Raw genomic sequence first — 24,982 nt, forward strand, 5'->3', positions numbered from 1 at the left:
AGGCGATCCGGAAGTCGACGTGCCGAGGGCATATGCCTACGACGGCTGCCGGATGCCGAGGTGACGCGCAGCCGCCTGACCTGTGTGAATGATGGGGGCGCCCATCTGTCAAGGTTGAGTTCCCCAGCACGTAATCGATTCCGCTATGAGGGAAATTCCATCGTGCGCGATGGAACCCCGAGGGGGACAACTCCCGCCTGGATGCGACGAGTTCGCCGCGTGGTGCATGCGGAGTGATCGCAACTCCCGCTGCATGCTGAGCGGCTGGTCAGAGCCGGTGCGGTGCGGGGTGGCAGGAGTTCGGAACGGCACGGCCCAACCGCGGAATGTCCGGCTCCACGGCCGATGTGCCCGTGGTGCCAGGCACGCTCGCTCCGCGTACGGGGGCGAGATGCGCGAACCCGAGCGAGCGTCTCGCCCGGAAGAGACGCGGTCTTGCTGGCATAGTGGCCCATCGTCGCGGGCCGGAAACCGACCGTGACCGACTGATCGAGAGCGACACGATCGCAGCCCTCCCCTTCCCGCAGGAGCGCACATGTCCGAGTCGGCAGAACTTAATGTCGCGTCGAGCCACCAACCCCCCTCCCCGGACGCCGAACTGATGGCACGTCTGGCCGAGGGAGGGCCGCGCGCATGCAAGGCGCTGCAGCTCCTCCGCACCCGTCACATGCCGGCCCTCCTGCACTACGCCCGGCTCTGCGTGACGGACGAACGCTTCGCCCAGCAACTCGCGCGGCACGCCCTCGCCACCGCAGCGAAGGCGGCGGTGGCAGGCCGCGACCAGCATCGAGCGGTCCGGCAGAGCCTGTTGCTGCTCGTCCAGGCCCTGGCGGCCGAGTGCCGCGGCGACGCGCGGGCGCAGAGACTTGAGCCCGCCTTCGCCGACTGGCTGGCCGAAGGCGGGAGCGAACCCTGGAACGTCGTCGAGCACCGGACGGCCGACAGTGCCGTGCTGCGCGCCTTTTGGGGCCTGCCGCAGTTCGAGCAGGAAATCGTCTGGTACGCGGACGTCGAGGGGAGTGACCGGGAGACCGCCTCCCTGAGTGCAGGGACAGCCGTCCCCGAGTTCGACTACCACCGCGACCACGCCCTGACGGCCCTGCGCCGTGGTTACCTGAACGGCTACGGTGCGACGTCCCCGGACCCGGGATGCCGGGGATTCACCCGGATCCTGGAAGCGCAGGCACGCCGTTCGGCGCCCGGCGCCTACGCGGACTTCGACCGGCATCGTTCGGCATGCGCGCGGTGTGACGCAGCGCTGCGGGAACTGCGCGCCCTGTACCTGGCACCGAGGACGCTCCTCCGGCCGGCGCTGCTCGGCTACGCGGGCACGATGTTCACCGACCGGTACCCGGAGCGGCGGGCGCCGGCCGCGAGCCCCGGCGGCGCCCGCACCGGCGCACCGGACCCGCCGGCTCGCTGGCGGTGGCCGTTCTACCAGACCAGCCGGGACTGAGAGGCCTGTGGGGCATCCCGAACATGCGCACCAGGGCGTCGTGAAGCGGCGGGTCAGGGGCTCATCGGGGTGGACGACGCCTCGCTCCCGGTGGGCCCTTCTCGGCGAGAACCACCCGCGCGGACGTTCGCCAGGGACAGGTCGCCCTGGTAGTGGGCGGCGAGCCGTGGGTCCATCACCCTGCGCCACAGCGGCGGGAACCAGGCCAGCACGATCATGGACGCATATCCACTGGGCAGTTCCGGGGCCTCGTCGAAGTGGCGCAGCGTCTGGTATCTGCGCAGCGGGTTCGCGTGGTGGTCGGAGTGGCGCTGAAGCTGGAAGAGGAGCAGATTGCTGACCGTGTTGTTGCTGTTCCAGCTGTGCCGGGGTGCCACCCGTTCGTAACGGCCGTCGGGCCGGCGTCGGCGCAGCAGCCCGTAGTGTTCGAGGTAGTTGACCGTCTCCAGCAGGCAGAAGCCGAGCACGGCCTGCAGTGCGGCGTAGGGCAGGATGCGTGGTCCGAAGACCACGGTCAGGCCCGCGAACAGGGCGACGGACATCGCCCAGGCTGTCAGGACTTCGTTGTGCCGGCTGAGGACGGGCCGGCCGCGGCGGCCGAGGCGGCGCTTCTCCAGGTTCCAGGCGGAGCGGAGGCTGCCCCACACGGTCCGGGGCAGGAACTGGTAGAAGCTCTCTCCGAGGCGGCTGCTGGCCGGGTCCTGCGGTGTGGCGACCCGGATGTGGTGTCCGTGGTTGTGCTCGACGGAGAAGTGCCCGTACCAGCTCTGGGCGAGCGCCATCCGGCCGAGCCGCCGCTCCAACTGCTCGCGCTTGTGCCCGAGTTCGTGTGCGGTGTTGATGGCCACCCCGGCCACCACGCCGGTGGTGGCCGTCAGCCCGAGGCTGTCGGCCACGGACAGTCGGCCGCTCGCCCACTGCCCGCATGCCCACACCAGCGCGCCGAACTGCAGGGGCAGATAGAGGTAGGTGCACCACCGGTAGTAGCGGTCGGCCTCCAGTCGCGGCATCACCTCCTCCGGGGGATTCGTGCTGTCCCGGCCGGTCAGATGGTCGAGGACCGGTATGAGGACGAACGCGAAGAAGGGGCCCCACCACCAGAAGACGTCGAGGCCGGTGACCGCGGCGAGACCGCCTGCCTGGAAGGGCAGCGTGGGCACCGCGAGGGCGAGCGGCCAGAGGGGACGTTTGCGGTCCCGCCAGGGACGCGCTTCGTTCGGCACCGACTCCATCAGGACTCCCTGCGAACACTCTCGGGAAAGGCACGCTCCCGCCGACCGGTCGCGAGGTCGGCGGGAGCGCGTCGGGGGTTTCCGCAGACGGTGCCAGACCGGCCCCGTGCTGACAAAGGGAGCCCCGTGTAAACGTTATGACTACTCGTCAGGAAACCCTTGGCGGGGTGTGCGTGTGGCCTTCGAGGGCCTGTCGGTCGCGGTCAGTTCTTGGTCACGGTGCAGTTGTAGGCGGCGGTCCCCGACCCGCTGTATGCCTCCACGTCGATGTAGTACGTGCCCGTGCCGGACGCTGTCCTGGTGAAGGCGAGGGATTCGTCGGTTCCGGCGCCGTCGTCGACGGAGCGCTGCACGGTGCTGCCCTGCGCGTCGAGGAGGTAGAGATCGGCGTCGTATGCGGACGGGACGGCGCACTGGACGGCCGCACGCTGACCGGAGGTGAGGGCGATCTTGTAGTAGTCGCGGTCGGAGGAGGACTTCATGGATCCGGTGAGAGAGGCGGGGGAGGCCAGGGCGGTTGCGTCATTGGCGGCGGCCCGGGAGTCGTTGGGTTCGACCTCGTTCAGGGTGCTGCCGCCCGGGGTGCCGCAGCCGGTCTCGGGGGTGCCGGTGTAGAGGTTGGCGTCGGCGACTCCGGCGGTGACGCTCCGGCGGTAGTACCCGCAGGTGGGACGGTTCCGGAAGTCGAACGTCTTGCCCGGGGTCAGCCGCCAGATCTTGAAGTCCTTGTACGTCAACGGCTGTCCCGCGCTCGCCTGCTCCGGGGCGTGGTCGCCGAGCACCACGTACGCGTCCTTGCCGTACTGCGTGCCCAGGCCGTTCTTGTCGACGAAGAGTGAGCCCCCGCCCTCCTCGACTCCGACCCCCCAGGCCGCGCCGCCGGAGGCCAGGCCGTCCTTGAGCGCCCGGGCGACGAACGCCATGGTCCGCCCCATCCGGTCGCGGGCGACGAAGTGCGAGTCGTTGACGACGTTCGCGTAGTCGGGCCAGCTGAACATGCCGGTCGTGAAGCTGATGGCGGGGTCATAGGGGTCGGCCAGGGCCTCGTTGCTGGTGACGCTGCCCCGGCAGGCGTCGTAGACGATCGGGCTGTTGATGTGGTGGCCGGCGCTCCCTCCGCCGGATCCGCCGCCCTTGGCCACGACGGACTCCACGGAGGCTTCGAGTGCCGTCCCCTTCCAGGCGGCATAACGGCACTGGTCGCCGCCGGCGAAGTACACGAATTCGGCGTTGCGGATGTCGGTGTTGACCTGGCTGTTGTTGCCGTCCGCGGCCGCCGTGAGCGTCCAGGTGGTACAGGAGTTGACCCCTGAGAGGCCCATGACGGTGTCGCACTCGGGGGTCTTGCTTCCGGATGTCGGGGCGGACCCGGCGAGCACGACGACGTCGAGACTGCCGGTGCCGCCCCGGATGGCGTCGATCGCCCTGGTCATGGAGGCGGGCGCCACGGAGCCGTCGCCGTTCATGGTGAACGCGGGCCCGTTCCACCCGGCTCGGCTGACATCGGTGGCGTTGCCGAGGCGGACGCGGTCGGCCGCGGCGTGGGCGGGCTGGGCGGCGATCAGCGTACTGGCGAGTGCGAGGAACGCGAGTGCGGCGGGTGTCGCCGATCTGCGCAGGGAGCCAACGGACACGAGTCCTCCGGGAGTCGGGCAGGCAGGTGCGAACCAGGAGCCGGCCGGGACCGGCTCGTCGTGTGACGACGGCAGTGGGTCCCGACCGGTGATGTGTGAGCGGAACTTACAAGACGGACTGTCCGACGGGAAGATGTAAGACGGCGTGTGTGGGTTCTCGCCGCGACGAGCGAGACGTAGTCCCAGATAGGGAGCGGTAATGACTGGGGTCGGCGGCGGTCGCTCACCCGCCGGAACCGAAAGTAACGGGTGATACATCTAGCCAAATGTGGGTGCGATCTGTAACTTCCCTGGTGTGCAGTCGACGGCGCGATTCCGTCGGCCCAGACACCCCGAGAGGTTTGACCGCGATGAACGCTCGTCTCACCCCGCGCGCTGCGAGTGCCGCAGCGGTGGCCCTGGCTCTTGCGACGCTCTCCGCCTGCGGGAGCGACAACGAGACCGCCCCGGCAGGAAGCGGCAAGGTCTCCGTCGCCGGCGTACAGATCAAGAAGGACCAGGCCCTGCATGACGCTCTCCCCGACAAGATCAAGAAGTCGGGTGTGGTCAGGGTCGCGACCGATGTGCCGTACCCGCCCTTCGAGATGTACGTGAAAGAGGGCGCAAGTGAGCTGACCGGCCTCGACTACGACCTCGGCCAGGCCCTCGGGGCCAGGCTGGGTGTGCGGTTCGTCTTCACCCCGCAGAAGTTCGACGGCATCGTCCCCGCCATCCAGGCAGGCAAGTTCGACGCGGCGATGTCGGCCATCACGGACAACAAGGACCGCCAGCGCGTCGTCGACTTCGTCGACTACTCCCAGTCGGGATCCGGGATCCTGGTCGCGGACGGGAACCCGGCACAGATCGCCACCCTCGACGACCTGTGCGGACAGAAGGTCGCCGTGCAGGCCGCGACCAACCAGCTCACGCTCCTGAAGTCCCGCCAAGCGCTGTGCAAGAAGGCCGGCAAGGGACAGATCGGCATCCAGACCTTCCCCAAGGACTCCGACGCCCAGCTCGCGCTGCGCTCCGGCAAGGTCGTCGCCCAGCTCCTCACCAAGCCGGCGGCCGGCTGGACGGCCAAGACGGCCGACGCGGGCAAGGCCTTCGACCTCGTCGAGGACGCGAAGGCTCCCGGCGGCTACAACGCCTCGCCCAACGGCATCGCCGTCACCAAGCAACTGCCCGAGCTGACCGACGCGATCCAGAAGGCCCTGCAGGACCTGATCGACGACGGCACCCTCACCACGATCTACAAGAAGTACGGAGTGGCCTCCATCGCGGTGAAGGAAGCCACCAGGAACGCGGCGGTGGACTGACCATGCTCGGTACCGAAGCTCCCGCGGACACCACGGCAGGCACCGGTGGTGCGAGCGCGCGGGATCTCGAAGTCGTCCCGGTGCGCAACTACGGCCGGTGGATCGCCGCCGCGGCCTCGATCGCGGCACTCGTCGGTCTGATCGGCTCGCTCGCCAGGAACGAGAATCTGCACTGGGACGTCATCGGCACCTACCTCTTCGCCGACCTGATCTTCGACGGTCTGACCACCACGCTGTGGCTCACCGCCGCGGCCATGGCCCTCGGCGTCGGGCTGGGCACTCTGATCGCCGTGATGCGGCTGTCCACCAGCCCCGTGCTGTACGGCCTGGCGACCTTCTTCGTCTGGATCTTCCGCGGTACCCCACTGCTCGTGCAGATCATCTTCTGGGGTTACGCCGCGGCGCTGTACAAGTACGTGAAAATAGGCGTTCCCTTCACCGACATCACGTTCTTCCAGACCGAGACGAACGCGCTGCTGACCCCCGCGATCGCGGCCCTGCTCGCGCTCGGACTGAACGAGGCCGCGTACGCGTCGGAGATCGTGCGGGCCGGCATCCAGTCCGTCGACACCGGACAGACCGAGGCCGCCCACTCGCTCGGCATGCGCCCGGCGCTGACCATGCGCCGGATCGTGCTGCCCCAGGCGATGCGCGTCATCATCCCGCCGATGGGCAACGAGACGATCAACATGCTGAAGATGACCGCGCTGGTGTCGGTCATCTCCGCCCACGACCTGATGTCCAACATCCAGGACGTCTACGCCCAGAACTACCAGGTCATCCCCATGCTCGTGGTCGCCAGCATCTGGTACCTGGCCCTGGTGACGCTGCTCAGCATCCCGCAGGCGTGGCTGGAACGCCGGTACGGGCGCGGCACCACCCGCGCCGGACATGCCTCCCCGGTGCGCCGCATGCTCGGCGGAGCCGCGGGCCTGGTCCGCAAGGAGAACAAGGAGAGGGACCGATGAGCACCCCCATGGTGCGTGCCGAAGGCGTGCGCAAGCACTTCGGGAAACTCGAAGTCCTGAAGGGCATCGATCTCACCGTCGAGCACGGACAGGTGTGCTGTCTGCTGGGGCCCTCGGGCTCGGGCAAGTCCACCTTCCTGCGGTGCATCAACCACTTGGAAAGGGTCGACGGCGGCAAGCTCACCGTCGACGGGGAACTGGTCGGCTACCGCCGGCTCGGAACGAAGCTGCACGAGCTGCGCGAGCGGGAGGTCGCCGAACGGCGCCGCGACATCGGCATGGTCTTCCAGCGCTTCAATCTCTTCCCGCACATGACCGCCCTGGAGAACGTGGCCGAAGCGCCGGTGAAGGTCCTCGGCGTCGCCAGGGCCCAGGCCCGCGACCACGCACGGGACCTGCTGGAACGAGTCGGCCTCGGCGACCGGGCCGGCCACTACCCGGCCCAGCTCTCCGGCGGGCAGCAGCAGCGCGTCGCCATCGCCCGCGCCCTGGCGATGAAGCCCAAGCTGATGCTCTTCGACGAACCGACGTCGGCCCTGGACCCCGAGCTGGTCGGCGACGTCCTCGACGTGATGCGACAACTCGCGGCCGACGGGATGACGATGGTCGTCGTCACCCATGAGATCGGCTTCGCCCGTGAGGTCGGCGACACGGCCGTCTTCATGGACGAAGGGGTCGTCGTCGAGGCGGGCGACCCCCGCGAGGTACTCGTCGAACCGGAACAGGAGCGTACCCGTGCGTTCCTGTCCAAGGTCCTGTGAGCGCCCCTCTGTGCCAACAGCTGCCCACCAAGGAGCTGTTGGCCCTGGCCCGCGCCCACGAGACCCGGTACCTGAACGACCTGGCCCACCTGGTCGCCATCGACTCCGGTTCGTACCACCCCGACGGCGTCAACGAGGTCGCCGACTGGGTCCAGGCCCGTCTGGACCGCCTCGGATTCACCGTCGACCGGGTCCCGACGCCCGAACTCCGCGGCCGGCGGGCGGGTGACGTCCTGGTCGCCCGCAAGCAAGGCCGCCTGGACGCGGCACAAGGAGGACGGAAGATCCTGCTGGCCGCACACATGGACACGGTCTTCGAGAACGGGACCGCAGCCGAGCGCCCGTTCCGCGTCGAGGGCTCACTCGCTCACGGGCCGGGAGTCAGCGACGACAAGGGCGGCCTCCTGGCCGGCCTGAGCGCTCTGCACATCCTCGCCGAACACGGAGTCGAGGAGTACGGGGAACTCGTCTTCCTGGCGACTCCGGACGAGGAGATAGGTTCGCCGTTCAGCCGCGGCATCACCGAGGAGGCCGCGCGGGGTGTGCACTTCGGCCTCGGCCTGGAGTGCGCCCGCGAGAACGGTGACCTGGTCGTCGCCAGGAAGGGCGTCGCCGACTTCCGCCTCGCCGTTACCGGTCGCGCGGCCCACGCCGGCATCGAACCCGAGCGCGGCGCCAACGCCGCGCTCGCGGCGGCCCACCTCGTCGTCGCCCTCCAGGCGCTCAACGGCCACTGGGACGACGTCACCGTCAACGTCGGTGTCGTACGGGCCGGAACGCGCGCCAACATCGTCTGCCCCGAGGCCGAGCTCCGTGTCGAGGTCCGCGCCGCCACGGCCGCGGATCTGCGGCGCGTCGAACAGGCGATCCGGCAGAGCGCCGAACACCCCCAAGTCCCCGGCACCACCGTCACCGTCGAGCGGCTCGACCTGTGCCCGCCGATGGAGGACACCCCTGCGTCGAGACGCATGCTCGCCCGTGCCCAGGACGCGGCGGCCGCCCTCGGCATGGAGATCGGCGCCGCCGCGACCGGGGGAGTCGGCGACGCGAACCTGATCGCCGGTATGGGCATCCCGGTCCTGGACGGACTGGGGCCCGTCGGAGGCGCCGACCACACCCCCGAGGAGTGGCTCGACACCCGCAGCGTCTCCGAGCGCGTCGCGCTGCTCGCCGCGCTGGTCGCGTCGCTGGGCGACGGCAGCCGCCCTCGCTGACCCGCCTTCCGGGGCGGTACACGGTGGGACCGACGGGGACGGAACTCCCGAGGCCGCGCCTCGCGGCGACTCCGACGGGACGGCCTCCCGGGTCGTACCGCCGTAAGTCCGACAGGGACCCGCCCCGGGGTCGCACCGCCGCGGGGCCGAGGCGGCCGCACCGCCCCGTCCCGAGGCGGCCGCACCGCCCCGGCCCGAGGCGGCCGCACCACCCCGTCCCGAGGCGGAAGCGCCGCCCCGGAGCCGGGGGGCACAGGCCGCAGCGGGGCCGACGGGACGGAACCTCCCGTCGTCGTGGCACCGCACCGCGCGGGACCCGGACAAGCAAGGCCCCACGGCATCAAGCCGCACCTACTCATGGAGGCACCATGCGCACACCATCCCCCGGCCGACGTGTCGTCCTCGCCGCGGGCACCGCCCTCGTGCTGGCCCTCACGACGGCCCCGTCCGCCACGGCGGCCCACCCCGCTCCCCAGCCGTCCCGCGGCTCGCTCGTCCTGATCGGCGGAGGCCTGAAGGAGGACAACTCCCAGGTCTACGGGGAGATCATCGCGCGCGCCGGCGGAGCCGACGCACGTATCGGCGTGCTCACCGCCGCCTCGGTGCCCGAGAGCCAGGACCCCGACGCGGCCGATCCGGACCGGTGCAGCAACTCCGCCTGCAACGGCGCCTATTACTCCACGCTCTTCAAGAAGCACGGCGCGGCGGACGCCCAGTGGATTCCGGTCGACCTCGACCACATCGCCAACGCCGACTCCGACGCCGTGGTCGACCAGGTCAACTCCATGACCGGATTCTTCTTCGGCGGCGGCGACCAGCAGCGCTACCTGACCACCCTGCTGCACGGCGACGACCACCACGACTCCAAGGTCCTGGCCGCCATCCGCGCCAAGCTGGCCCACGGCGCCGTCGTCTCCGGATCGTCCGCCGGCGCCCAGATCGCCTCCGGTCCCGACATGGTCAGCGGCGGCGACTCCTACGAAGCCCTGCGCGACGGCAGCGCCCCCGGCTACTTCGACGACCCCACCCGTCTCGGCTACTTCCCCGACGGCGGTTTCGGCTTCCTGCGCTCCGGCCTCATCGACACCCACACCGGCGCCTACGGCCGCGAGGGCCGGGCCCTGCGCCTCGCCGCCGACACGGGCCACGACCGCGTCTACGCCCTGGACGAGAACACCGCCCTCGTGGTCGACCACCCCGGCACCCGTCGGGAGACGATGACGGTCCGGGGCCCCGGCGGCGTCGGCATCCTCGGCCTGCGCCACGCCCATGCCCGCAGCACCCGGGCGGGATGGACCCTGCGCGACGCCGAGTACACCTACCTCACCGACGGCGACCGCTACGACGCCGCGCGCCGACTGGCCCAGCCCGCTCCGGACAAGCGGCCGTTCACCGCCCGTACCGACCACCCCGTGCCCGCCAACGAGGACGTCTTCTTCTCGGCGGCCAATCCCGACGGCTCTCCCTACTCCTTCCGCACCACGGCACGCGCCCTCGCCGCCACCCGCGCCCAGCGCACCGCGACGGCCACCACCTACGAGACCGGACCCCGCTTCACGGTCACCTTCGCCAAGACGCCGGCCTCCTCCGCCTGGAGCAGCGACGGCACCGCCGTACAGACCCTCATCGGCCTGCGGATCGCCGTCGCACCGCAGTAACCCGACGACGCGGAGACCGAGGCGGCCGGTCCACGAAGGTGGGCCGGCCTCCTCCCGCCGCACGGGTACTAGGCTCGCCCCGTGCGCACCACATGATCGGAAAGGAACCGCCATGGCCACCGGCACACTCGCCGACGACATCCGCTCCAGGCTGGGCACCCTGAGTCCCGCCGAACGCAAAGTCGCCCGCGTGCTGCTGTCCGGCTACCCCTCCAGCGGTTTCGAGACCATCGCGACGATCGCCGAGCGGGCAGCCGTGAGCGCCCCGACCGTCCTGCGGTTCGTCGGCCGCCTCGGCTACTCCGGCTACCCCGACTTCCAGGCGGCGTTGCGCAGCGAGCTCGACGAGCGCAACGCCTCACCGCTTTCCCTGTACGAGACCGCCGACGACACCGCCGGCGCCGACTCGGCCGCGGGGCTCATGGCGCGCAGCAGCAAACTGTTCACCGCCGCCGTCTCCCAGACGCTGGCCGAAACTCCGCCGCACGACCTGGAACACGCGATCACCCTGCTGTCCGACCGCAAGCGCCGGATCACCCTGGTCGGCGGCCGGTTCACCCACCTGCTGGCGCAGTATCTCGGACTGCACCTCATGCAGATGCGCGCCGACGTCCGCTTCCTGCCGGAGCGCGATGTCGAACGCACCGCCGTCCTCGCCTCACTCACCCGCCGCGACGTGCTCGTCATCTTCGACTACCGCAGATACGAGGACGACAAGCTCGCCATCGCCCAGCTGACCCAGGAGCACGGCGGCAAGGTCATCGTGTTCACCGACACCTGGCTCTCGCCCACCGCCACGCACGCCGAGGTCGTCCTGCCCAGCCAGGTCACCACCCCCTCGCCGTACGACAGCCTCGTGCCCACGCTCGCGGTCATCGAGACCGTCGTCGCCGGCCTCATCGCCGCACTCGGTGACGACGCCCACCAGACCATGCAGCGGGGCGAGGACGTCGCCCGCCGCATCGGCCTGGTCTGACGCGCTCGGGCAGCTCAGCCGGCGTCCTGTGCGCGCGTCCCGTCGTGTGCACGAGGGCCTCGACGGCGAGCCGACGAAGCGCCGGGTCCGGCCGACCGTGCGGGTGTACGGGCGCACCCGCGGGCTGTGCGGCGGGCCGGCGGCCGACCGTGCGGGGGAGCGCGGTCGCGGTGACGGTGCGGGTGGAGGGCCGGAGCTGCGGGACCGGTCGTCCGGCATCCGGCCGGTGCCCCGCGGCGTGGCAGCTGCGGGATTGTCGTCCGGGAATCGGTCGCCGGACGGAGACGACGTGTCGCCGTTCACGCGGCGGCCGCCTTCCGCCGCCGTGCACCTCGCTTGCGTTCCCTCGCCAGTTCCCTGAGATACGCCCCCGAGTCCACCTGGATGGTGTGCCGCGTCGACGCCACGTAGCGGCGCGCCAGGCGGGCACGGTAGGCGCGGACCTCATCCAGCATCGCCGGGACCGGGGGCAGAGCGCACCGCTCCTGCAGCAGGTCGGCCACCCAGTGCGACTGGGCCTCCGCCAACGGCATGATCGCGCCGAGCGGCTGGACGAGGCCGATGAAATACAGGCCGGGGTGCTCGGGTGCCACGACACGGCGGTAGAGCCCCGGGGCGTTGTCGCTCGGATCGATCAGCTCCTCCTTGAGGAACGGAAAGGAGATGTCGTAGCCCGTGCAGTAGACGATCGCGTCGATCTCCTCCGCGCTGCCGTCGTCGAAGAAGACCCGGGTGGCGTCCAGGCGGCGTGGGGCGGGCTTGACCACGATGTCGCCGTGTCCCAGCCGGGTCAGCAGGTCGTCGGAGATCGTGGGGTGCGCGGCGAGGACGCGGTGGGCCGGAGTGGGGAGCCCGTAGTCCGTCAGGCGGCCGCGGCTCAGGCGCAGCAGGAGTTGCAGGCCCCGGTCCTGCATGGGGAGGGGAGCCCGGGCGAGCCATGAGTTCGTCAGATGGTCCGTGGGGATGCCGAACAGGTACTTCGGCAGGATGTGCGCGCCGCGCCGCGTCGCGAGGACGGTCCGCCGCGAGACACGCGACGTCTCCACCGCGATGTCGCAGGCCGAGTTGCCGATGCCCAGCACGAGGACGCGGCGATCGGCGAAGGCGTCGGGGGTGCGGTAGTGATGAGCGTGCGTCTGGGCACCGGTGAACTCGGTGGCGCCCGGCAGCGCGGGCTGCGGCCAACGCGGTTTCCAGTGATGGCCGTTGGCGACCAGGACGGCATCGTACCGGGTCTGCGTCCGCTGCCCGGTGTCGCGCCGGCGGGTGGTCACCGCCCATCGGCCGTCCTCCGTCGGAGTGGCGTCCACCACCTCCGTACGGAACCGGATCGAGGTGCGCAGTCCGAAGTGGTCCACGAAGGCGTCGAAGTAGGCGGCTATGCGGGCATGACCGGGATAGACGGGATAGTCCTCCGACATGGGGAAGCTGGCGTACTCCATGATCTGACGGGATGTGTTGATGTGCAGCGAACGGTAGGCGGACGACAGGCCGTTGTCGTTCAGGTACCGCCAGTTCCCGCCCACCTGGGATCCGAGTTCATAGCAGTCGTAGGGAATCCCGCGTGCGGCGAGCACCTGGCAGGCGGCGATCCCGGAGGACCCCGCCCCGATCACACACACCTTCGGCACTGCGGACCTCCCCTGTGACCGCCCGGTCACCTGACCGGGTGGTCACAGGCTGATCCCTCCGCATCCCCCTGTCAACGGAGCAGACTTGTCTCGCCAACAGTCGTGCCTGTCGGACGCGTTGACATCCAGGAGGTGAAGACCCCACGATGACCGGGCGGTCACATGACCGTCCGGTCACACGCAGGAGTGTCCATGCCCACATCCACCTGGACCCGGCTCTCACCGGCCCGCCGCGAACGGGTTCTCGTCGCCGCGATGGACGAGTTCGGCACGCACGGCTACTCGACCGGCAGCCTCAACGTCATCGCGCGTGAGGCCGGGGTCGCCAAGGGCTCGCTCTTCCAGTACTTCGCCGGGAAGCTCGACCTGTTCACGTACGTCGCCGAGCAGACCTCCCTGCGTGTCTACACCCACATGCAGCCCTGGCTGGACGGCTACGACGGCACCACCCCGTTCCCCACGCACCTCGTCGACGCACTGGAAGCCTGGCTCGACTACTTCACGGCGCACCCGCTGGAGCGCGGCGTCACCGCGGCCACCAACATGGAGATGGACCCCGCCGTCCGCGACGCGGTACGCGGGCCGGTGAACGAGCTGTACCTGGCCGGCCTGCGTCCGCTGCTCCACAAGGCCGTCGACGCCCACGACCTGTGCAAGAACGCCGACTTGGACGCACTGCTCTCCCTGCTGCTCGTCCTGCTGCCGCACCTGGCCCTCGTCCCGCACGCTCCCGGGCTGGACGGGCCGCTCGCCCTCACCGGCGTCCACGCACAGGTCCGGCGGGAGAACCTCACGCGGATGGTCGCACCACTGCTCGCGGACTTCACCGTGCGAGCGGACCGATGACGGCCTTCGACTACGACGTCCTCGTCGTCGGCTCCGGGTTCGGCGGCAGCGTCACGGCGCTGCGGCTCACCGAGAAGGGGTACCGCGCGGGCGTGCTGGAGGCGGGCCGGCGCTTCGCCGACGCCGACTTCCCCCGCACGTCCTGGCACATCCGGGACTACCTCTTCGCACCCCGTCTCGGTTGCACCGGGATCCTGCGCATGAACCTGCTGGGCGACGTCCTCGTGCTCAGCGGCGCCGGCGTCGGCGGCGGCTCGCTCGGCTACGCCAACACGCTCTACGAGCCCCCGCCCGCCTTCTACCAAGGCTCCGCCTGGTCCGACCTCACCGACTGGCAAGGGGAACTGGCCCCCTACTTCGCACAGGCCCGGCGCATGCTGGGCGTCACGAACAACCCCGTCTTCACCGAGGCCGACCGGCTGCTGAAGGACACCGCACGGGAACTCGGCTGCGAGAGCACCTTCCGGCCCGCACCGGTCGGCGTGCACTTCGGCCCGGCGGGTGCGCATCCCGGCGACCGGATCCCCGATCCGTACTTCGGCGGTGCCGGCCCCCCGCGCAACGCCTGCCACCACTGCGGTGCGTGCATGACCGGCTGCCGGCACAACGCCAAGAACACCCTGCCCAAGAACTACCTTGGCCTGGCCGAACGGGCCGGTGCCACCGTGCACGAGCGGCGCACGGTCACCGGCCTCACGAAGCGCGGCCATGGCTGGGCCGTCACCTCCGTGCGCACCGGTGCCCCGGTCCGGCGGCAGCGCCGGACCCTCACCGCGGAGCACGTCGTCTTCGCGGCCGGCGCACTGGGCACCCAGCGGCTGCTGCACACGCTCCGCGAGAACGGCTCCCTGCCCGAGATCTCACCGCGGCTCGGACGGCTGACCCGCACCAACTCCGAGGCGATCCTCGCCGTCCGCGCGAAGGGACGCGAAGCGGACTACACCCACGGGGTCGCCATCACGTCCTCGGCGCACCTCGACGCCACCACGCACATCGAACCCGTCCGCTACGGCCGTGGCAGCAACCTGCTCGGACTGCTCGGTGCGATGCTCGTCGACCCCGTCGCCGGACGCCCACGCCTGCTCGTCGGTCTCGCCGCGATGGCGCGCAACGCTCGCCGCCTGCCGGCCGTCCACAGCCCCCGCAACTGGTCCCGGCAGGCGGTGGTGCTGCTGGTGATGCAGAGCGTCGACAACTCGGTCACCACCTACCTTCGGCGCACCCGGACCGGGCGGCGCCGCCTCACCAGCCGCCCCGGAGAAGGCGCCCCCAATCCGAGCTGGATACCCCAGGGGCACCGGGCCGCCCGCACCGCTGCTGCCCTGGTCGGGGGAGAGGCCTGCGGCACGTGGGGCGATCTCTTCGACGTCCCGACCACCGGCCATCTGATCGGCGGCTGCACGATCGGCAGCAGCGCGGACACCGGCGTAATCGACGCCTACCACCGCTTGTACGGCTACGCGGGGCTGCACGTCGTCGACGGCTCCACGATCTCCGCCAACCCGGGAGTCAACCCCTCGCTCACCATCACCGCGCTCGCCGAGCGCGCCACCGCCCTGTGGCCCAACAATGGCGAACAGGACCACCGACCCGCGCCGGGCCTGCCGTACCGCAGCGTCGACCCCGTTCCGCCCCGCCGGCCCGCCGTGCCCGCCGACGCTCCCGGGGCCCTGCGCCTGCCACCTCCGACCAGAAAGGGCTCGCGGTGACCTCCCCCTCCGAGCACCCCGGACCGACCGCTCACTCCGCCACGACACCTCGGCAGCCACCGTCCGCGGTGCCGTCCGGGGACGAGCGCCCCGGCTACCCGGAAGAACCCTGGCTCCTGGCCGGCCAGATGTACCTCTCGCTGTGGCTGGTGCCGCGCTCGGAACTGCCCGCCGTCGCCGACGGCACCGTACCCCTGACGGTGGGCGGCCGCGGATGCGTCGGCGCCGCATGCGTCTGCTACGAGAACGACAGCGTCCTGCGCTACAACGAGGTGCTGCGGGCGGTCCTGGTCCGCGACGGCGGACGGCCGAGGGTCTGCATCACCGACATCTGGGTCGACAGCGAGGCCTCACGCGCCGGCGGCCGCGCCCTGTGGGGCATACCCAAGGAAATGGCCGTCTTCGACGTCGAGCGGACGGACGGCATACGGGTCACCGCCGAGAGCGGGGGCCGGTCCCTGGCCCAGTGCCGGTTCACGGAAACCCGGCGCATCCCCGGCCGCTGGCCCTTGACGTACCGAGTCGCGCAGACGCTGGACGGGCAGGTCAAGACGAGCCGGGTCCGCACCAGGACCGCTCTCGCTCTCGCCCGCGGCCGGTGGACCGTCCCGGAGGCCGGCCCGCTGGCGGCGCTGGGCCGCCGCGCACCGCTGCTGAGTCTGGGGCTACGCGACTTCCGGCTTCGCTTCGGCGGCTGAGACCCCCCGTTCGCTCACACGGAAGACCGTTGCCCCGGGCCCGGCGCACCGCTCGCTCAGGAGGGGCGGCAGCCGCGGCGTGCCGTCGGCCCGTGCGGCCCACAGATGTTCCAACCGGGAACAGTCAGTCCCTTGATTGTCATGTACGCAACTAAAGAACCGCTCGGCACCCCCCTCATCCCACCCGGACCGAGAAGGTGAAACCGTGTTCCGTGCACTCCTACGACCCCTTCCAGCGCTGCTGCTGATCGCGGCAGTCGTGTTCGCCGCCGCTCCCGCCTCCCCTGCGGTCGCCGCCACCCCCGCCGTCCCGGCGGCTGTCGACCCGTCGGCGCCCGGCTCCTTCGCCGTCGCCTACACGGACCTGACCGTGTCGGCCTCCGGCCGTTCGTTCAGCGCCCGGGTCTGGTATCCGGGCACGACTGCCGGGGCGAACGCCCCCGTCGCGGCGGGTGTTCACCCCGGACTCGCCTTCGGGCACGGCTTCTTCCAGAACATCTCGCAGTACCAGAGCCTGCTCAAGCACTATGCGTCGTGGGGATTCATCACCGTCGTCCCCAAGTCCCAAGGGGGCCTGTTCCCCAGCCACGCGGCGTTCGCCGACGACCTGAACGCCGCGCTCGGCTGGCTCACCGCGCAGAACGCCACCAGCGGATCCCGGTTCTCCGGCGCCGTCGACACCGCGCACCTCGGTCTCACCGGCCACTCGATGGGCGGCGGCGCTTCGCTGCTGGCCGCCGGTCGCAACAGCGCCGTCAAGAGCGTCTCCACGCTGGCGGCGGCCGAGACCAGTCCCTCCGCGATCGCGGCCACCGCGGCGCTCGGCATTCCCGCGCAGTTCGTCGGCGGCAGCGCCGACTCGATCGCGGGGGTCGCCGACAACCAGCAGAAGATGTACGACGCCAAGCGGGCACCCGCTCAACTCCGCGTCATCACCGGTGGGTTCCACTGCGGCTTCGAGGACAGCTCGGGCTTCGGCTGCGACGGCGGAACCATCACCCGGGCCGCCCAGCAGAAGCTGACCCAGGGGGTCACCACGGCCTACCTCCTCTACACCCTCGATGGTGACAGCTCCCTGTACGACCAGGTCTGGGGTTCCGCGGCCCAGAACCTGCCCGGCGTCACCTACTCGGCCAAGCCCTGACCCGACCCGACCGGCGTAGGCACCCCTTGTCGGGGATGCCTACGCCGCTCGTACCGCCGGCGACGAACCCGGGGGACGGTGCGTGCGGAGGGCGTGCGGGCCATGGGTGCTGCTGCGGGCTTGGTGGCCGCGCCGGGGCGAGCAGCGCGGTCACGTCCTTCTGCGCCGCGTGCGGGTCAGAGGAAGGACCGTCGGACGAAGGCGAGGATGGCGTAGAGCATGGGAAGACTCTGACCGAGTCCGTTGCCGGGAAGAGGCGCTGCCGAGGCGCTGGGAGCGGTCAGGGTCCCGAGGACGACGACGGAGCTTGCCAGGGTCGCGGCGACGCGCGTGATGTTTCGCATGCCCGATTGAACGACGACGTGGGGGCGAAGCGCGTTCGGCGGGCCCTGAACTCACCTGATCAGCTCGCGCCCGAACGCCGGGGCCTGCGGGGGCGGCGAGGTCAGCGGAGCCGCGCCGTGATCTGCCGTCGGGCGGTCTCCCAGAGTTCCTCGAACTCCTCGCCGGTCAGCTGCTTCGGGTCATGGCCTTCCCATTCCGAGACGGGCAGTTCAGATGTGATCCCGAACCTGTAGTCGTACTCGCCGAGCCGGCCCGCGGTGCAGGCCTGCTGCCACTCGTCAAGGGACGCAGCCGCGATCGGCGTCCGTGCGGGGCCCTGGAACTCGATCTGTCGGGTCACCCAGCCCTCGGCGTCGACCTCGAAGTAGAACCAGATGTCGTCTTCGTCCCAGTAGCAGCGCATCCACGTCGTCACGAGCCCATGATGACGCGCGCGGCCCACCGCGTCCGCCCCGGGTCAGGCCCTCGGTCTCCTTGAGTCCCCACGCGCGGAAGACGTGGCCTGGCCCGTCGGCGTGAGCACGTGCTCGCGCTCCGGGTGGCGCACACTGCCGGGAACCCTGGCCGCCTCGCACCGGACGGGGCGCCCGACCGGCAGAGTCCAGGCACGGCTGCAACTTGTCTTTCGACTCGGCTGTGGCGGCCGGTCAACCGAGGTAGTTCGCGCGTCCGTCATCGTCGAGTTCGAAGGGGCCGTCGGGAATGATGCAGAACTCGTTGTCCTCGGGGTCGGCCATCACCAGGAAACCGCCGTCGGCGTACTCCGCCAGCCTGCGTCCACCGAGCCCCTCGATTCGCTGCTGTTCGGCGGTAGGGTCGGGCGCGGAGATGTCGAAATGCATGCGGTTCTTTCCCGACTTGGGTTCGCCGGTCTTCTGGAAGCCCAGACCGAGGCCGTTCACCCGCTGCAGCCATATGTACGGTCCGGTGCGGCCGACGACCGGCCTGCCGAGCACTTCGGACCAGAACGCGGCGAGCCGCTCCGGGTCGCTCGCGTCGATGATGAGGGCATTGATCCGCCCACGTGAATCCACCATGCTGTGGCCCTCCCCAGCGGTGACGGTACCGCTCTCTGCCGCTGTCACACGCATGTGGGTCCCCGTGACGGACGAGTCGGCTGTAGGTCTGCCATCCCCGGACGGCAGTTGCGAGACCGCACCGCTGAGGCAGCGTCGGCAGCACATTCGCGGTACCAGGGGAGGGTTGGGAAGCCTCTGCAATTACCCGGCCGTGGCACGACGCTGCGGCCGGTCCGCCCGGAGTTACCGGGCCGGGCGGGTGGGGGCACGAGAACCGCGCTCGATCCGTCGGGTGTGAGGACTGTCGAACGTGGTACCTGGGACAGGGGCCAGCAGGCGGCCACAGCAGGGATGGGCGCGTGCGCGCGGGAGGATGCCTTGAACACGCACAGCTACCGCATCGATCGGACTCACCAGGTCATCGAGCTGCACCTGACGGCGGACGACACCGACGACGCCGATGGGCTCGGCGCCGTCGAGCAGCAGCTGGCCGGCGCGCTGAGGCGCTGCCGTACACCCGCCGCCATCATCGACGTCCACGCCGCGGGGCTTTCCCCCGCGTTCCTCCCCCTCCTGTTGCGCCTGCGTCAACTCGCGGACCGGCAACGCGTCTTCCTGTGCATCACGGCCCGTCAGCCGCAAGTGGCCGAGATGCTCCACGACGCGGGGCTGGAGCACATCCTGCGCGTCACCCGCACCGTCGCGCAGGCCCAGGCATGGAGCCACGTGTGCTGTCCGTCGGCGCGGCCGTCCAGAGGCGGGAAGGTACGCACTCACGTCAAGGCGTCGCTGTACCGGTTCGTCTGCCAGGACACGAACCGGCGTCCGACGATGACGGCCTGACACCACCGGCGGCACTGCCGGGCCCCGCAGGGCCCACCGGTGAAGCGCTGGAGCCGACCCGGACGTGACCGAGCGCGCCGCTGCCCGGTCAGCCGCGCGCCGCCGAGCCGGCCCCGGCATCCGCCGCCATCCGCGTTCCATCGACCACAGCCGCTCAGCGACTTGCCCGCTCGATCACAGCCCCACGAACCTCCACTGCGCTCTCACCGACTGCATCACGGTCCGTAATCAGCCGACCGGCCCTCATCCCGCGCGTCCCCTGCGCCCCACTCGCCACCCGCGATTCGATTTCGCCTGGGATTCCAGGCAACCGAATCCGCCCGGACGGTGGTCTGGAGGGCGAGGGAGGGTGCTCGATGCAGGCCGAACAAGAGGACCGGTTCCAGGAGTTCGTCAGGGCGAGGTGGTCGCGACTGGTGCGGACCGCCTATCTGCTGACGGGGGACGTCCACCACGCGGAGGACCTCACGCAGACCGCGCTGGCCAAGGCGTACCGGTCCTGGCGGCGTATCTCGCGCACCGACAACCCGGAGGCGTATGTCCGGCGGATGCTGGTCAGCTGCAACAGCGACCGGTTCCGCAAGCGCCGGGTCACCGAGTCTCTGACCGCGGCCCCGCCCGAGACGGCGGGGTGCGACGAGAGCGTGGGCCGGGTGGAGGAGCGGGGTTCGCTCCTTGCTGGGCTGGCTCAACTGCCTGCGCGGCAAAGGGCCGTGGTGGTGCTGCGGTACTGGGAGGACCTCTCCGAGGCGGAAGTCGCCGAGGTTCTCGGCTGCTCGACCGGCACGGTCAAGAGCCAGGCGTCGAAGGGACTGGCGAAGTTGCGGGCGCATCCGGGGCTGGCCGCCAGTCGCACGGTGTCCGGCGGACAGGGAGGTAGCAGGTGAACGGGCCCCGTGACGAGCGCGAGTTCGGCCGTCCGACACAACCGGCAGAACCGGAGGGGGAGTTCGGTCGCGGCTTCGAGGAGCGTATGCGTGAGTTGCTCGCCGAGGACGCGTACGCCATCAATCCCTCGGCGGCGCCCTGCACGGCGATCCGTCGGCGCGGTCTGGCCGAGCGGAGACGGCGAGCAGCGGTGACGGCGGCCGTGCTGATGTCGCTCGTCGCGCTGCCGGCGGGCGCGTATGCCGTGGCCGGAGCGAAGGGGGACCGGGACGCGCCGGCAGCGGCGCCGAAACCGCCGGCCGGCGGACCGCGGACTCCAACGGCGACGGGACCGGACCGACCTGCCGACATCGGGCAACTGCTGGACGGGATCACCTTCGCCCAGGCGTCGGAGGGGCTGCAGAAGTGCCTGACCGCAGAAGTCGGGTCGGCGTCCGCGCACACCGGCCTGTCCGCCCGGGCCAAGGACTACCGGATCATCCTGGCCGCGAGGAGCGCCGCCGACTCCGATGCGGGGGAGAGCTTCCATGTCGTCGGGGTGCGGGAGCGGCCGGCGGGCCTGAGGGTGGTCTGCGACGTCGAGGACGGTGTGTCCTCCGGCATCAGCACCGGCACCGGCGAAGCCGATCCGCCGGACGCGGGTCCGGTCGTGCCGGACGTCAACGCCGTCCGGCTCTTCCGGCCGACGGTCACCGGAAAGGGCGGCTGGCGACTTCCCTTCCGCTGGGCAGTCGTCGGGACGGTCGAGCCCAAGGTGGCCGAGGTGACCGTCTCCTACGGCGGCACAACCCGCCGGGCCACCCTGGACCACGGCTGGTTCGTCGCCTCCGGGGTGCTGGAACGGCAGGCCACGACGGCACCGCACATCAAGGGGTACGACAGCGGCGGCAAGCTCCTCTACGACTCCGACCAGGACAGGTACTGGGACCGGACGCTGCCGTGACGAGACCGGGCCGGTCGGTGCGCCGTACAGGGGTCGGCGTACCGGCCGGTCGGAGGGCCGCTCATCGTAAGCCGGGCACGAAGTCGACAAATTCACAGTGGGTCGGTGCGCCCCACTGAAGCGAGGGATCCGTCCGGAGTGGTCCGGAGGGAGCAGGACGCGAGACGCACCGTGCGGGGTGCACGCCAGGAGGGCTGGGGGAGATGGGGACGAGAGCGCGCGACAAGAGGGTGCGATCGAGCGCCCGCCATGTCGGAGATCCGGTGCGGGACGCACGCCCGGACGGGGGTCGTGGCCGGAGGCCGGTCGCGCCCGCGGCGGTGGGCGAGTCCGTCCGGGCGACCGGCGGGTCGGCCGTGCCCCCGGGCAGACTGCGCGGCAGGCGGTCCCGAGGCGGCCGGGGCATCCCCCGATCCCGGCGCGGACGCCGGGTTCTGCGGTGGACCGCGACGATCCTGGCGGTCCTGACAGTCGGCACGGCCGGCGCAGGTTATCTGTACTACGAGCGGCTCAACGACAACATCAGGAAGGACGACCTGAACCTGGGCGACGAGAAGGACAGACCCGCGAAGGCCGCGGCCAATGCGGCGGGCCAGACGCCGCTGAACATCCTGCTGATCGGTTCGGACGCCCGGGACACCAAGGAGAACCAGAAGCTCGGTGCCGCCCGGCACACCTTCAACGGGGTGCCCCTCGCGGACGTCCAGATGCTCCTGCACGTCTCGGCCGACCGCTCCGACATGTCGGTCGTCAGCATGCCCCGCGACACGCTGGTGCAGATCCCGAAGTGCACGGACCCCGACGACGGCAAGGTCTACCCGGCCACCGTCCTGCCCACCGCGGCCAACGAGTCGCTCGGCCGCGGCGGGCCCGGCTGCACGGTGGCGACATGGGAGAAGCTGACCGGCATCCACATCGACCACTTCATGCAGATCGGCTTCTCGGGAGTGGTGTCCATGGCGGACGCGATCGGCGGCGTGCCGGTCTGCGTCGACGCCAACATCAACTCCCGGGACAGTCAAGGACACGGTTCCGGGCTGAAGCTCGAAAAGGGCACCCACCCGGTCAAGGGCAAACAGGCCTTGCAGTGGCTGCGCACCCGCTACGGCTTCGGCGACGGCAGCGATCTCATGCGCGCCCGGGCCCAGCACATGTACATGAACGCGATGGTCCGCCGGCTGCGTGAGAACGCCACACTCACCAACCCGGGCAAGCTGCGCTCGCTCGCCGAGACCGCCACCAAGGCGCTCACCGTCGACGACGGCCTCGGCACGGTCAAGAAGCTGTACGACCTCGCCACCGAGCTGCGCAAGGTACCGACCGCGCGCATCACGATGACCACCATGCCCAACCGGTACGCCGGCGCCCGCGTGAAGCCGACACCGGACGCCTTCACGCTGTTCCGGCTGGTGCGCGAGGACATCCCCCTCGACGGCAAGGGCCACCGACGGGCGGCCGGGACGAAGGTGTCCGACGACCCGGCCGCCGACGACGACCGGATCGCCGTGCTGGTCCGGAACGGCACCCGCACGGACACCCGGGCCCCGGTCGGCGGACGCGCGACCGAGGTGAGTGCATTGTTGACCGACGAGGGCTTCACCAGGGCGATGGCGGACACGTCGGGGGCGCTCGCCCAGGAGACGACCGTGGTGCGCTATCCGGACGCGGGATTGGAGGGAGACGCCCAGCGGGTGGCCAAGTCCCTGCACATTCCGCTGAGTTCGGTCAAGAAGTCCTCGGACGTCTCGGGAGTCACGCTCGTCGTGGGCGCGGACTGGCGGTCGGGCACCGTGTACAGGGCGCCCCAGCAGAACGATCGGCTCCCGAACACGGCGGACGCTCTCAACGCGGCCGACAAGGCCAAGTGCATGCCGGTGAATCCGGACTACACCTGGTGACGTGAACCGGCCCTCGGCGTTCCGCGCGTCACGTGGTCCGGACGTCTCAGGAGCAGTCGATGCCGTGATCGGGTGCCGCGCCGGGCTGATGTTCCCCCGCGGCAGGGGGGGTACGCAGCGCGATCATGGCCACGTCGTCGTCGTTGTCGGTGGGACGGACCTGCTCCAACAACGCGTCGCAGAAGGAGTCCAAGGGACGGTGGGCGAGGGCCGCTGCATGTCGGCGAAGCCGATCCAGTCCGTGGTCGATGGGGTGATGGGGGGACTCCACCAGCCCGTCGGTGTAGAGCAGGAGGGTGACCCTGGGCGGCAGGACCGTGACAGCGTCGGGGCGAGGTCGGGTGAGTCCGGTTCCCAGCAGTATGCCGTGAGCCTCGTCGAGGTAGCGGGTCTGCCCGTCGTGGGTGATGAGCAGGGGCGGAGGATGACCCGCGTTCGTCCAGCGCAGGCGCCACAGTTCGTCGTCACCGAGAGTGAGCCGTGCCAGGATCATGGTCGCCATCGGTACTTCGGCTATGCGCATCACCGCTTCGTCCAGGCGCGTGACGACGGCACTGGGCGCGTCCTCCGGATGGGACCAGGCGAAAGCGCGCAGCATGTTGCGGACCTGCGCCATACCGGCCGCGGCGTCGAGATCGTGCCCGACGACGTCACCGATGGCCAGTGCGTGGGCACGGGCGGCCAGAGGGAAGGCGTCGTACCAGTCACCGCCCACGGACGACGCGTCCGGAGCGGGCACGTAGCGCGCCGTCATCTGCAGCCCGGGCAGGGCGGGGAGCTGGGGGAGCAGATAGCGCTGCATGGTCTCGGCGACCTTGCGCTGGCGCTGGTACAGACGCGCATTGTCCAGCGCCAGGCCGGCCCGGCGGGTGAGGTCCTCCAGAAGAGGCAGGTCGGAGGGGGTAAACGGGTCATGGCGCTGCGCCCGCCCAAGGGTCAGGGCGCCGAGTACGTCGCGGAGGCCTCGGATGGGCGCGATGGCCGCGGAGTGCATACCCGTCTCGGCGAATAGGCGCTGCTGCTCCACCGCGATGCCGGAATCGGGCGGGCCCTGGTACGTGGCCGGGCCGGCGAGGGAGGACGAGGCGCCTCGCAGGGCCCGTGACAGCGGCATCAGCGACTCTGCCGGCACCGGGGGCATCGGACCCTGCAGGTCCTCCCGCTCGACCAGAGCACCGTCCGTGTTCTCCATCACCAGAACACGTCGCACTTCGTCGCGCTCGGTGAGGAGGTCGAACACCGCCCAGTCCGCCAGCCGGGGCACGGTCAGTGCCGCCAGCCGGCGCAGGGCCTCGTCCACGTCCAGGGTGGAGGTGAGCTGCGTGGTCGTCTCCGCCAGCAGCGCCAGGCGATCCAGTTCCGTCAGGGGTGTGCACTGGCCGTCATCGCTCCGGTGCGCTTCCTCCTGGGCGTACATCAGCACCAGCGCACCCGGTGCACCGGCTCCGGTCGTGTACGGCGTGACCAACCAGGACTGCCGGACGAGAGTGCCGTCCCCACGGAGGAACCACTCGCCGTCGCCGTGCCGGGTCTCCCCGGTGAGAAGTGTCTCCCTCAAAGGGCAGCGGCTGCGGGGCACCGGGTGTCCGTGGCTGTCGCGGTGCAGCAGGTCGTGCGAGTCCTGGTCGAGGAGTTCCGTGGCACCTCGGCCCAGCAGCTTCTGGGCAGCGGTGTTCGCGGCGACGATCAGACCGTCGTCGTCGACCAGGATGGCGGACGCCGTCACGCTCTCCATGACATCGGCCAGCAGAACCCCGGACAGCGTCTGCTGCCCGAGCATGGGTACATCTCCCGTGCCGGGAGCTGCCACGCTGTCCATGT

The 24,982-nt window shown here is 70.6% G+C and carries 22 protein-coding genes; 15 read left to right on the forward strand and 7 right to left on the reverse strand.

Features of this window, described 5'->3' with window-relative positions; genetic code table 11:
• Positions 1-535 precede the first annotated feature (535 nt).
• A complete protein-coding gene (locus tag ACZ4NT_RS28635; RefSeq protein WP_121408937.1) occupies positions 536-1,456 on the forward strand; it encodes a hypothetical protein in 921 nt (306 codons plus the stop codon).
• Positions 1,457-1,509: 53 nt separating this feature from the next.
• Here the strand turns inward: ACZ4NT_RS28635 and ACZ4NT_RS28640 are convergent, their stop codons facing one another.
• Together ACZ4NT_RS28640 and ACZ4NT_RS28645 are read right to left on the reverse strand one after the other, a co-directional pair.
• Positions 1,510-2,688 carry an alkane 1-monooxygenase gene (locus ACZ4NT_RS28640; RefSeq protein WP_467728202.1) on the reverse strand — a complete coding sequence of 393 codons (1,179 nt, stop codon included), beginning with the start codon at positions 2,686-2,688 and terminating at the stop codon, positions 1,510-1,512.
• 203 nt (positions 2,689-2,891) lie between these two features.
• Positions 2,892-4,322 carry a pre-peptidase C-terminal domain-containing protein gene (locus ACZ4NT_RS28645; RefSeq protein WP_467728203.1) on the reverse strand — a complete coding sequence of 477 codons (1,431 nt, stop codon included), beginning with the start codon at positions 4,320-4,322 and terminating at the stop codon, positions 2,892-2,894.
• Positions 4,323-4,672: 350 nt separating this feature from the next.
• Here ACZ4NT_RS28645 and ACZ4NT_RS28650 point away from each other — a divergent pair, with 350 nt between their 5' ends.
• The 6 genes from ACZ4NT_RS28650 (at position 4,673) to ACZ4NT_RS28675 (ending at position 11,197) form a co-directional block, all read left to right on the forward strand.
• Entirely contained in the window at positions 4,673-5,620 is a 948-nt protein-coding gene (locus ACZ4NT_RS28650; RefSeq protein ID WP_467728204.1) for an ABC transporter substrate-binding protein, read from the forward strand.
• Between the two features lie 2 nt (positions 5,621-5,622).
• Positions 5,623-6,588 (forward strand): amino acid ABC transporter permease, encoded by a 966-nt coding sequence (locus tag ACZ4NT_RS28655; protein WP_121408934.1) that lies wholly within the window; start codon positions 5,623-5,625, stop codon positions 6,586-6,588.
• Complete coding sequence (locus tag ACZ4NT_RS28660) at positions 6,585-7,349, forward strand: amino acid ABC transporter ATP-binding protein (RefSeq protein WP_467728205.1); 765 nt, start codon at positions 6,585-6,587, stop codon at positions 7,347-7,349. The genes ACZ4NT_RS28655 and ACZ4NT_RS28660 overlap by 4 nt, the downstream gene beginning before the upstream one ends.
• Positions 7,346-8,563: a M20 family metallopeptidase gene (locus tag ACZ4NT_RS28665; protein ID WP_121408932.1), complete on the forward strand. Its 1,218-nt coding sequence runs from the start codon at positions 7,346-7,348 to the stop codon at positions 8,561-8,563. Before ACZ4NT_RS28660 ends, ACZ4NT_RS28665 begins: the two co-directional genes overlap by 4 nt.
• A gap of 368 nt (positions 8,564-8,931) precedes the next feature.
• On the forward strand, positions 8,932-10,221 hold the full coding sequence (locus tag ACZ4NT_RS28670; RefSeq protein ID WP_467728206.1) for a cyanophycinase: 1,290 nt from the start codon (positions 8,932-8,934) through the stop codon (positions 10,219-10,221).
• Positions 10,222-10,333: 112 nt separating this feature from the next.
• The gene (locus ACZ4NT_RS28675; RefSeq protein ID WP_467728207.1) at positions 10,334-11,197 is read left to right on the forward strand and encodes a MurR/RpiR family transcriptional regulator; all 864 of its coding nucleotides are present in this window, start codon (positions 10,334-10,336) and stop codon (positions 11,195-11,197) included.
• 299 nt (positions 11,198-11,496) lie between these two features.
• Here ACZ4NT_RS28675 and ACZ4NT_RS28680 read toward each other — a convergent pair whose 3' ends face one another.
• Positions 11,497-12,828: a flavin-containing monooxygenase gene (locus ACZ4NT_RS28680; RefSeq protein ID WP_467728208.1), complete on the reverse strand. Its 1,332-nt coding sequence runs from the start codon at positions 12,826-12,828 to the stop codon at positions 11,497-11,499.
• Positions 12,829-13,020: 192 nt separating this feature from the next.
• Between ACZ4NT_RS28680 and ACZ4NT_RS28685 the strand changes: the two genes are divergently transcribed.
• The 4 genes from ACZ4NT_RS28685 to ACZ4NT_RS28700 all read left to right on the forward strand — a co-directional run bounded on the left by ACZ4NT_RS28685 (position 13,021) and on the right by ACZ4NT_RS28700 (position 17,225).
• Entirely contained in the window at positions 13,021-13,674 is a 654-nt protein-coding gene (locus tag ACZ4NT_RS28685; RefSeq protein ID WP_467728209.1) for a TetR/AcrR family transcriptional regulator, read from the forward strand.
• Positions 13,671-15,383 carry an FAD-dependent oxidoreductase gene (locus ACZ4NT_RS28690; protein WP_467728210.1) on the forward strand — a complete coding sequence of 571 codons (1,713 nt, stop codon included), beginning with the start codon at positions 13,671-13,673 and terminating at the stop codon, positions 15,381-15,383. The genes ACZ4NT_RS28685 and ACZ4NT_RS28690 overlap by 4 nt, the downstream gene beginning before the upstream one ends.
• On the forward strand, positions 15,380-16,081 hold the full coding sequence (locus tag ACZ4NT_RS28695; protein ID WP_467728211.1) for an acetoacetate decarboxylase family protein: 702 nt from the start codon (positions 15,380-15,382) through the stop codon (positions 16,079-16,081). Before ACZ4NT_RS28690 ends, ACZ4NT_RS28695 begins: the two co-directional genes overlap by 4 nt.
• A 205-nt stretch (positions 16,082-16,286) precedes the next feature.
• Positions 16,287-17,225 (forward strand): alpha/beta hydrolase family protein, encoded by a 939-nt coding sequence (locus ACZ4NT_RS28700; protein ID WP_467728212.1) that lies wholly within the window; start codon positions 16,287-16,289, stop codon positions 17,223-17,225.
• Positions 17,226-17,401: 176 nt separating this feature from the next.
• Here the strand turns inward: ACZ4NT_RS28700 and ACZ4NT_RS28705 are convergent, their stop codons facing one another.
• From ACZ4NT_RS28705 to ACZ4NT_RS28715, 3 genes are all read right to left on the reverse strand, one after another.
• Positions 17,402-17,569, reverse strand: coding sequence for a hypothetical protein (locus tag ACZ4NT_RS28705; RefSeq protein WP_183117227.1), 168 nt, complete (start codon positions 17,567-17,569; stop codon positions 17,402-17,404).
• A 101-nt stretch (positions 17,570-17,670) separates the two neighbouring features.
• A complete protein-coding gene (locus tag ACZ4NT_RS28710) occupies positions 17,671-17,973 on the reverse strand; it encodes a hypothetical protein (RefSeq protein WP_467728233.1) in 303 nt (100 codons plus the stop codon).
• Positions 17,974-18,217: 244 nt separating this feature from the next.
• On the reverse strand, positions 18,218-18,607 hold the full coding sequence (locus tag ACZ4NT_RS28715) for a VOC family protein (protein WP_467728213.1): 390 nt from the start codon (positions 18,605-18,607) through the stop codon (positions 18,218-18,220).
• Between the two features lie 360 nt (positions 18,608-18,967).
• On the opposite strand from ACZ4NT_RS28715, the gene ACZ4NT_RS28720 reads away from it, so the two are divergent.
• The 4 genes from ACZ4NT_RS28720 (at position 18,968) to ACZ4NT_RS28735 (ending at position 23,161) form a co-directional block, all read left to right on the forward strand.
• Complete coding sequence (locus tag ACZ4NT_RS28720) at positions 18,968-19,432, forward strand: STAS domain-containing protein (protein WP_467728214.1); 465 nt, start codon at positions 18,968-18,970, stop codon at positions 19,430-19,432.
• Between the two features lie 356 nt (positions 19,433-19,788).
• Positions 19,789-20,319 (forward strand): SigE family RNA polymerase sigma factor, encoded by a 531-nt coding sequence (locus ACZ4NT_RS28725; protein ID WP_121408923.1) that lies wholly within the window; start codon positions 19,789-19,791, stop codon positions 20,317-20,319.
• A gap of 86 nt (positions 20,320-20,405) precedes the next feature.
• A complete protein-coding gene (locus ACZ4NT_RS28730; protein WP_467728215.1) occupies positions 20,406-21,263 on the forward strand; it encodes a hypothetical protein in 858 nt (285 codons plus the stop codon).
• A gap of 203 nt (positions 21,264-21,466) precedes the next feature.
• On the forward strand, positions 21,467-23,161 hold the full coding sequence (locus ACZ4NT_RS28735; RefSeq protein ID WP_467728216.1) for an LCP family protein: 1,695 nt from the start codon (positions 21,467-21,469) through the stop codon (positions 23,159-23,161).
• A 46-nt stretch (positions 23,162-23,207) separates the two neighbouring features.
• Here ACZ4NT_RS28735 and ACZ4NT_RS28740 read toward each other — a convergent pair whose 3' ends face one another.
• Entirely contained in the window at positions 23,208-24,980 is a 1,773-nt protein-coding gene (locus tag ACZ4NT_RS28740; RefSeq protein WP_467728217.1) for a SpoIIE family protein phosphatase, read from the reverse strand.
• Positions 24,981-24,982 lie beyond the last annotated feature (2 nt).

It is taken from the genome of Streptomyces sp. NPDC026417 (assembly GCF_055567695.1).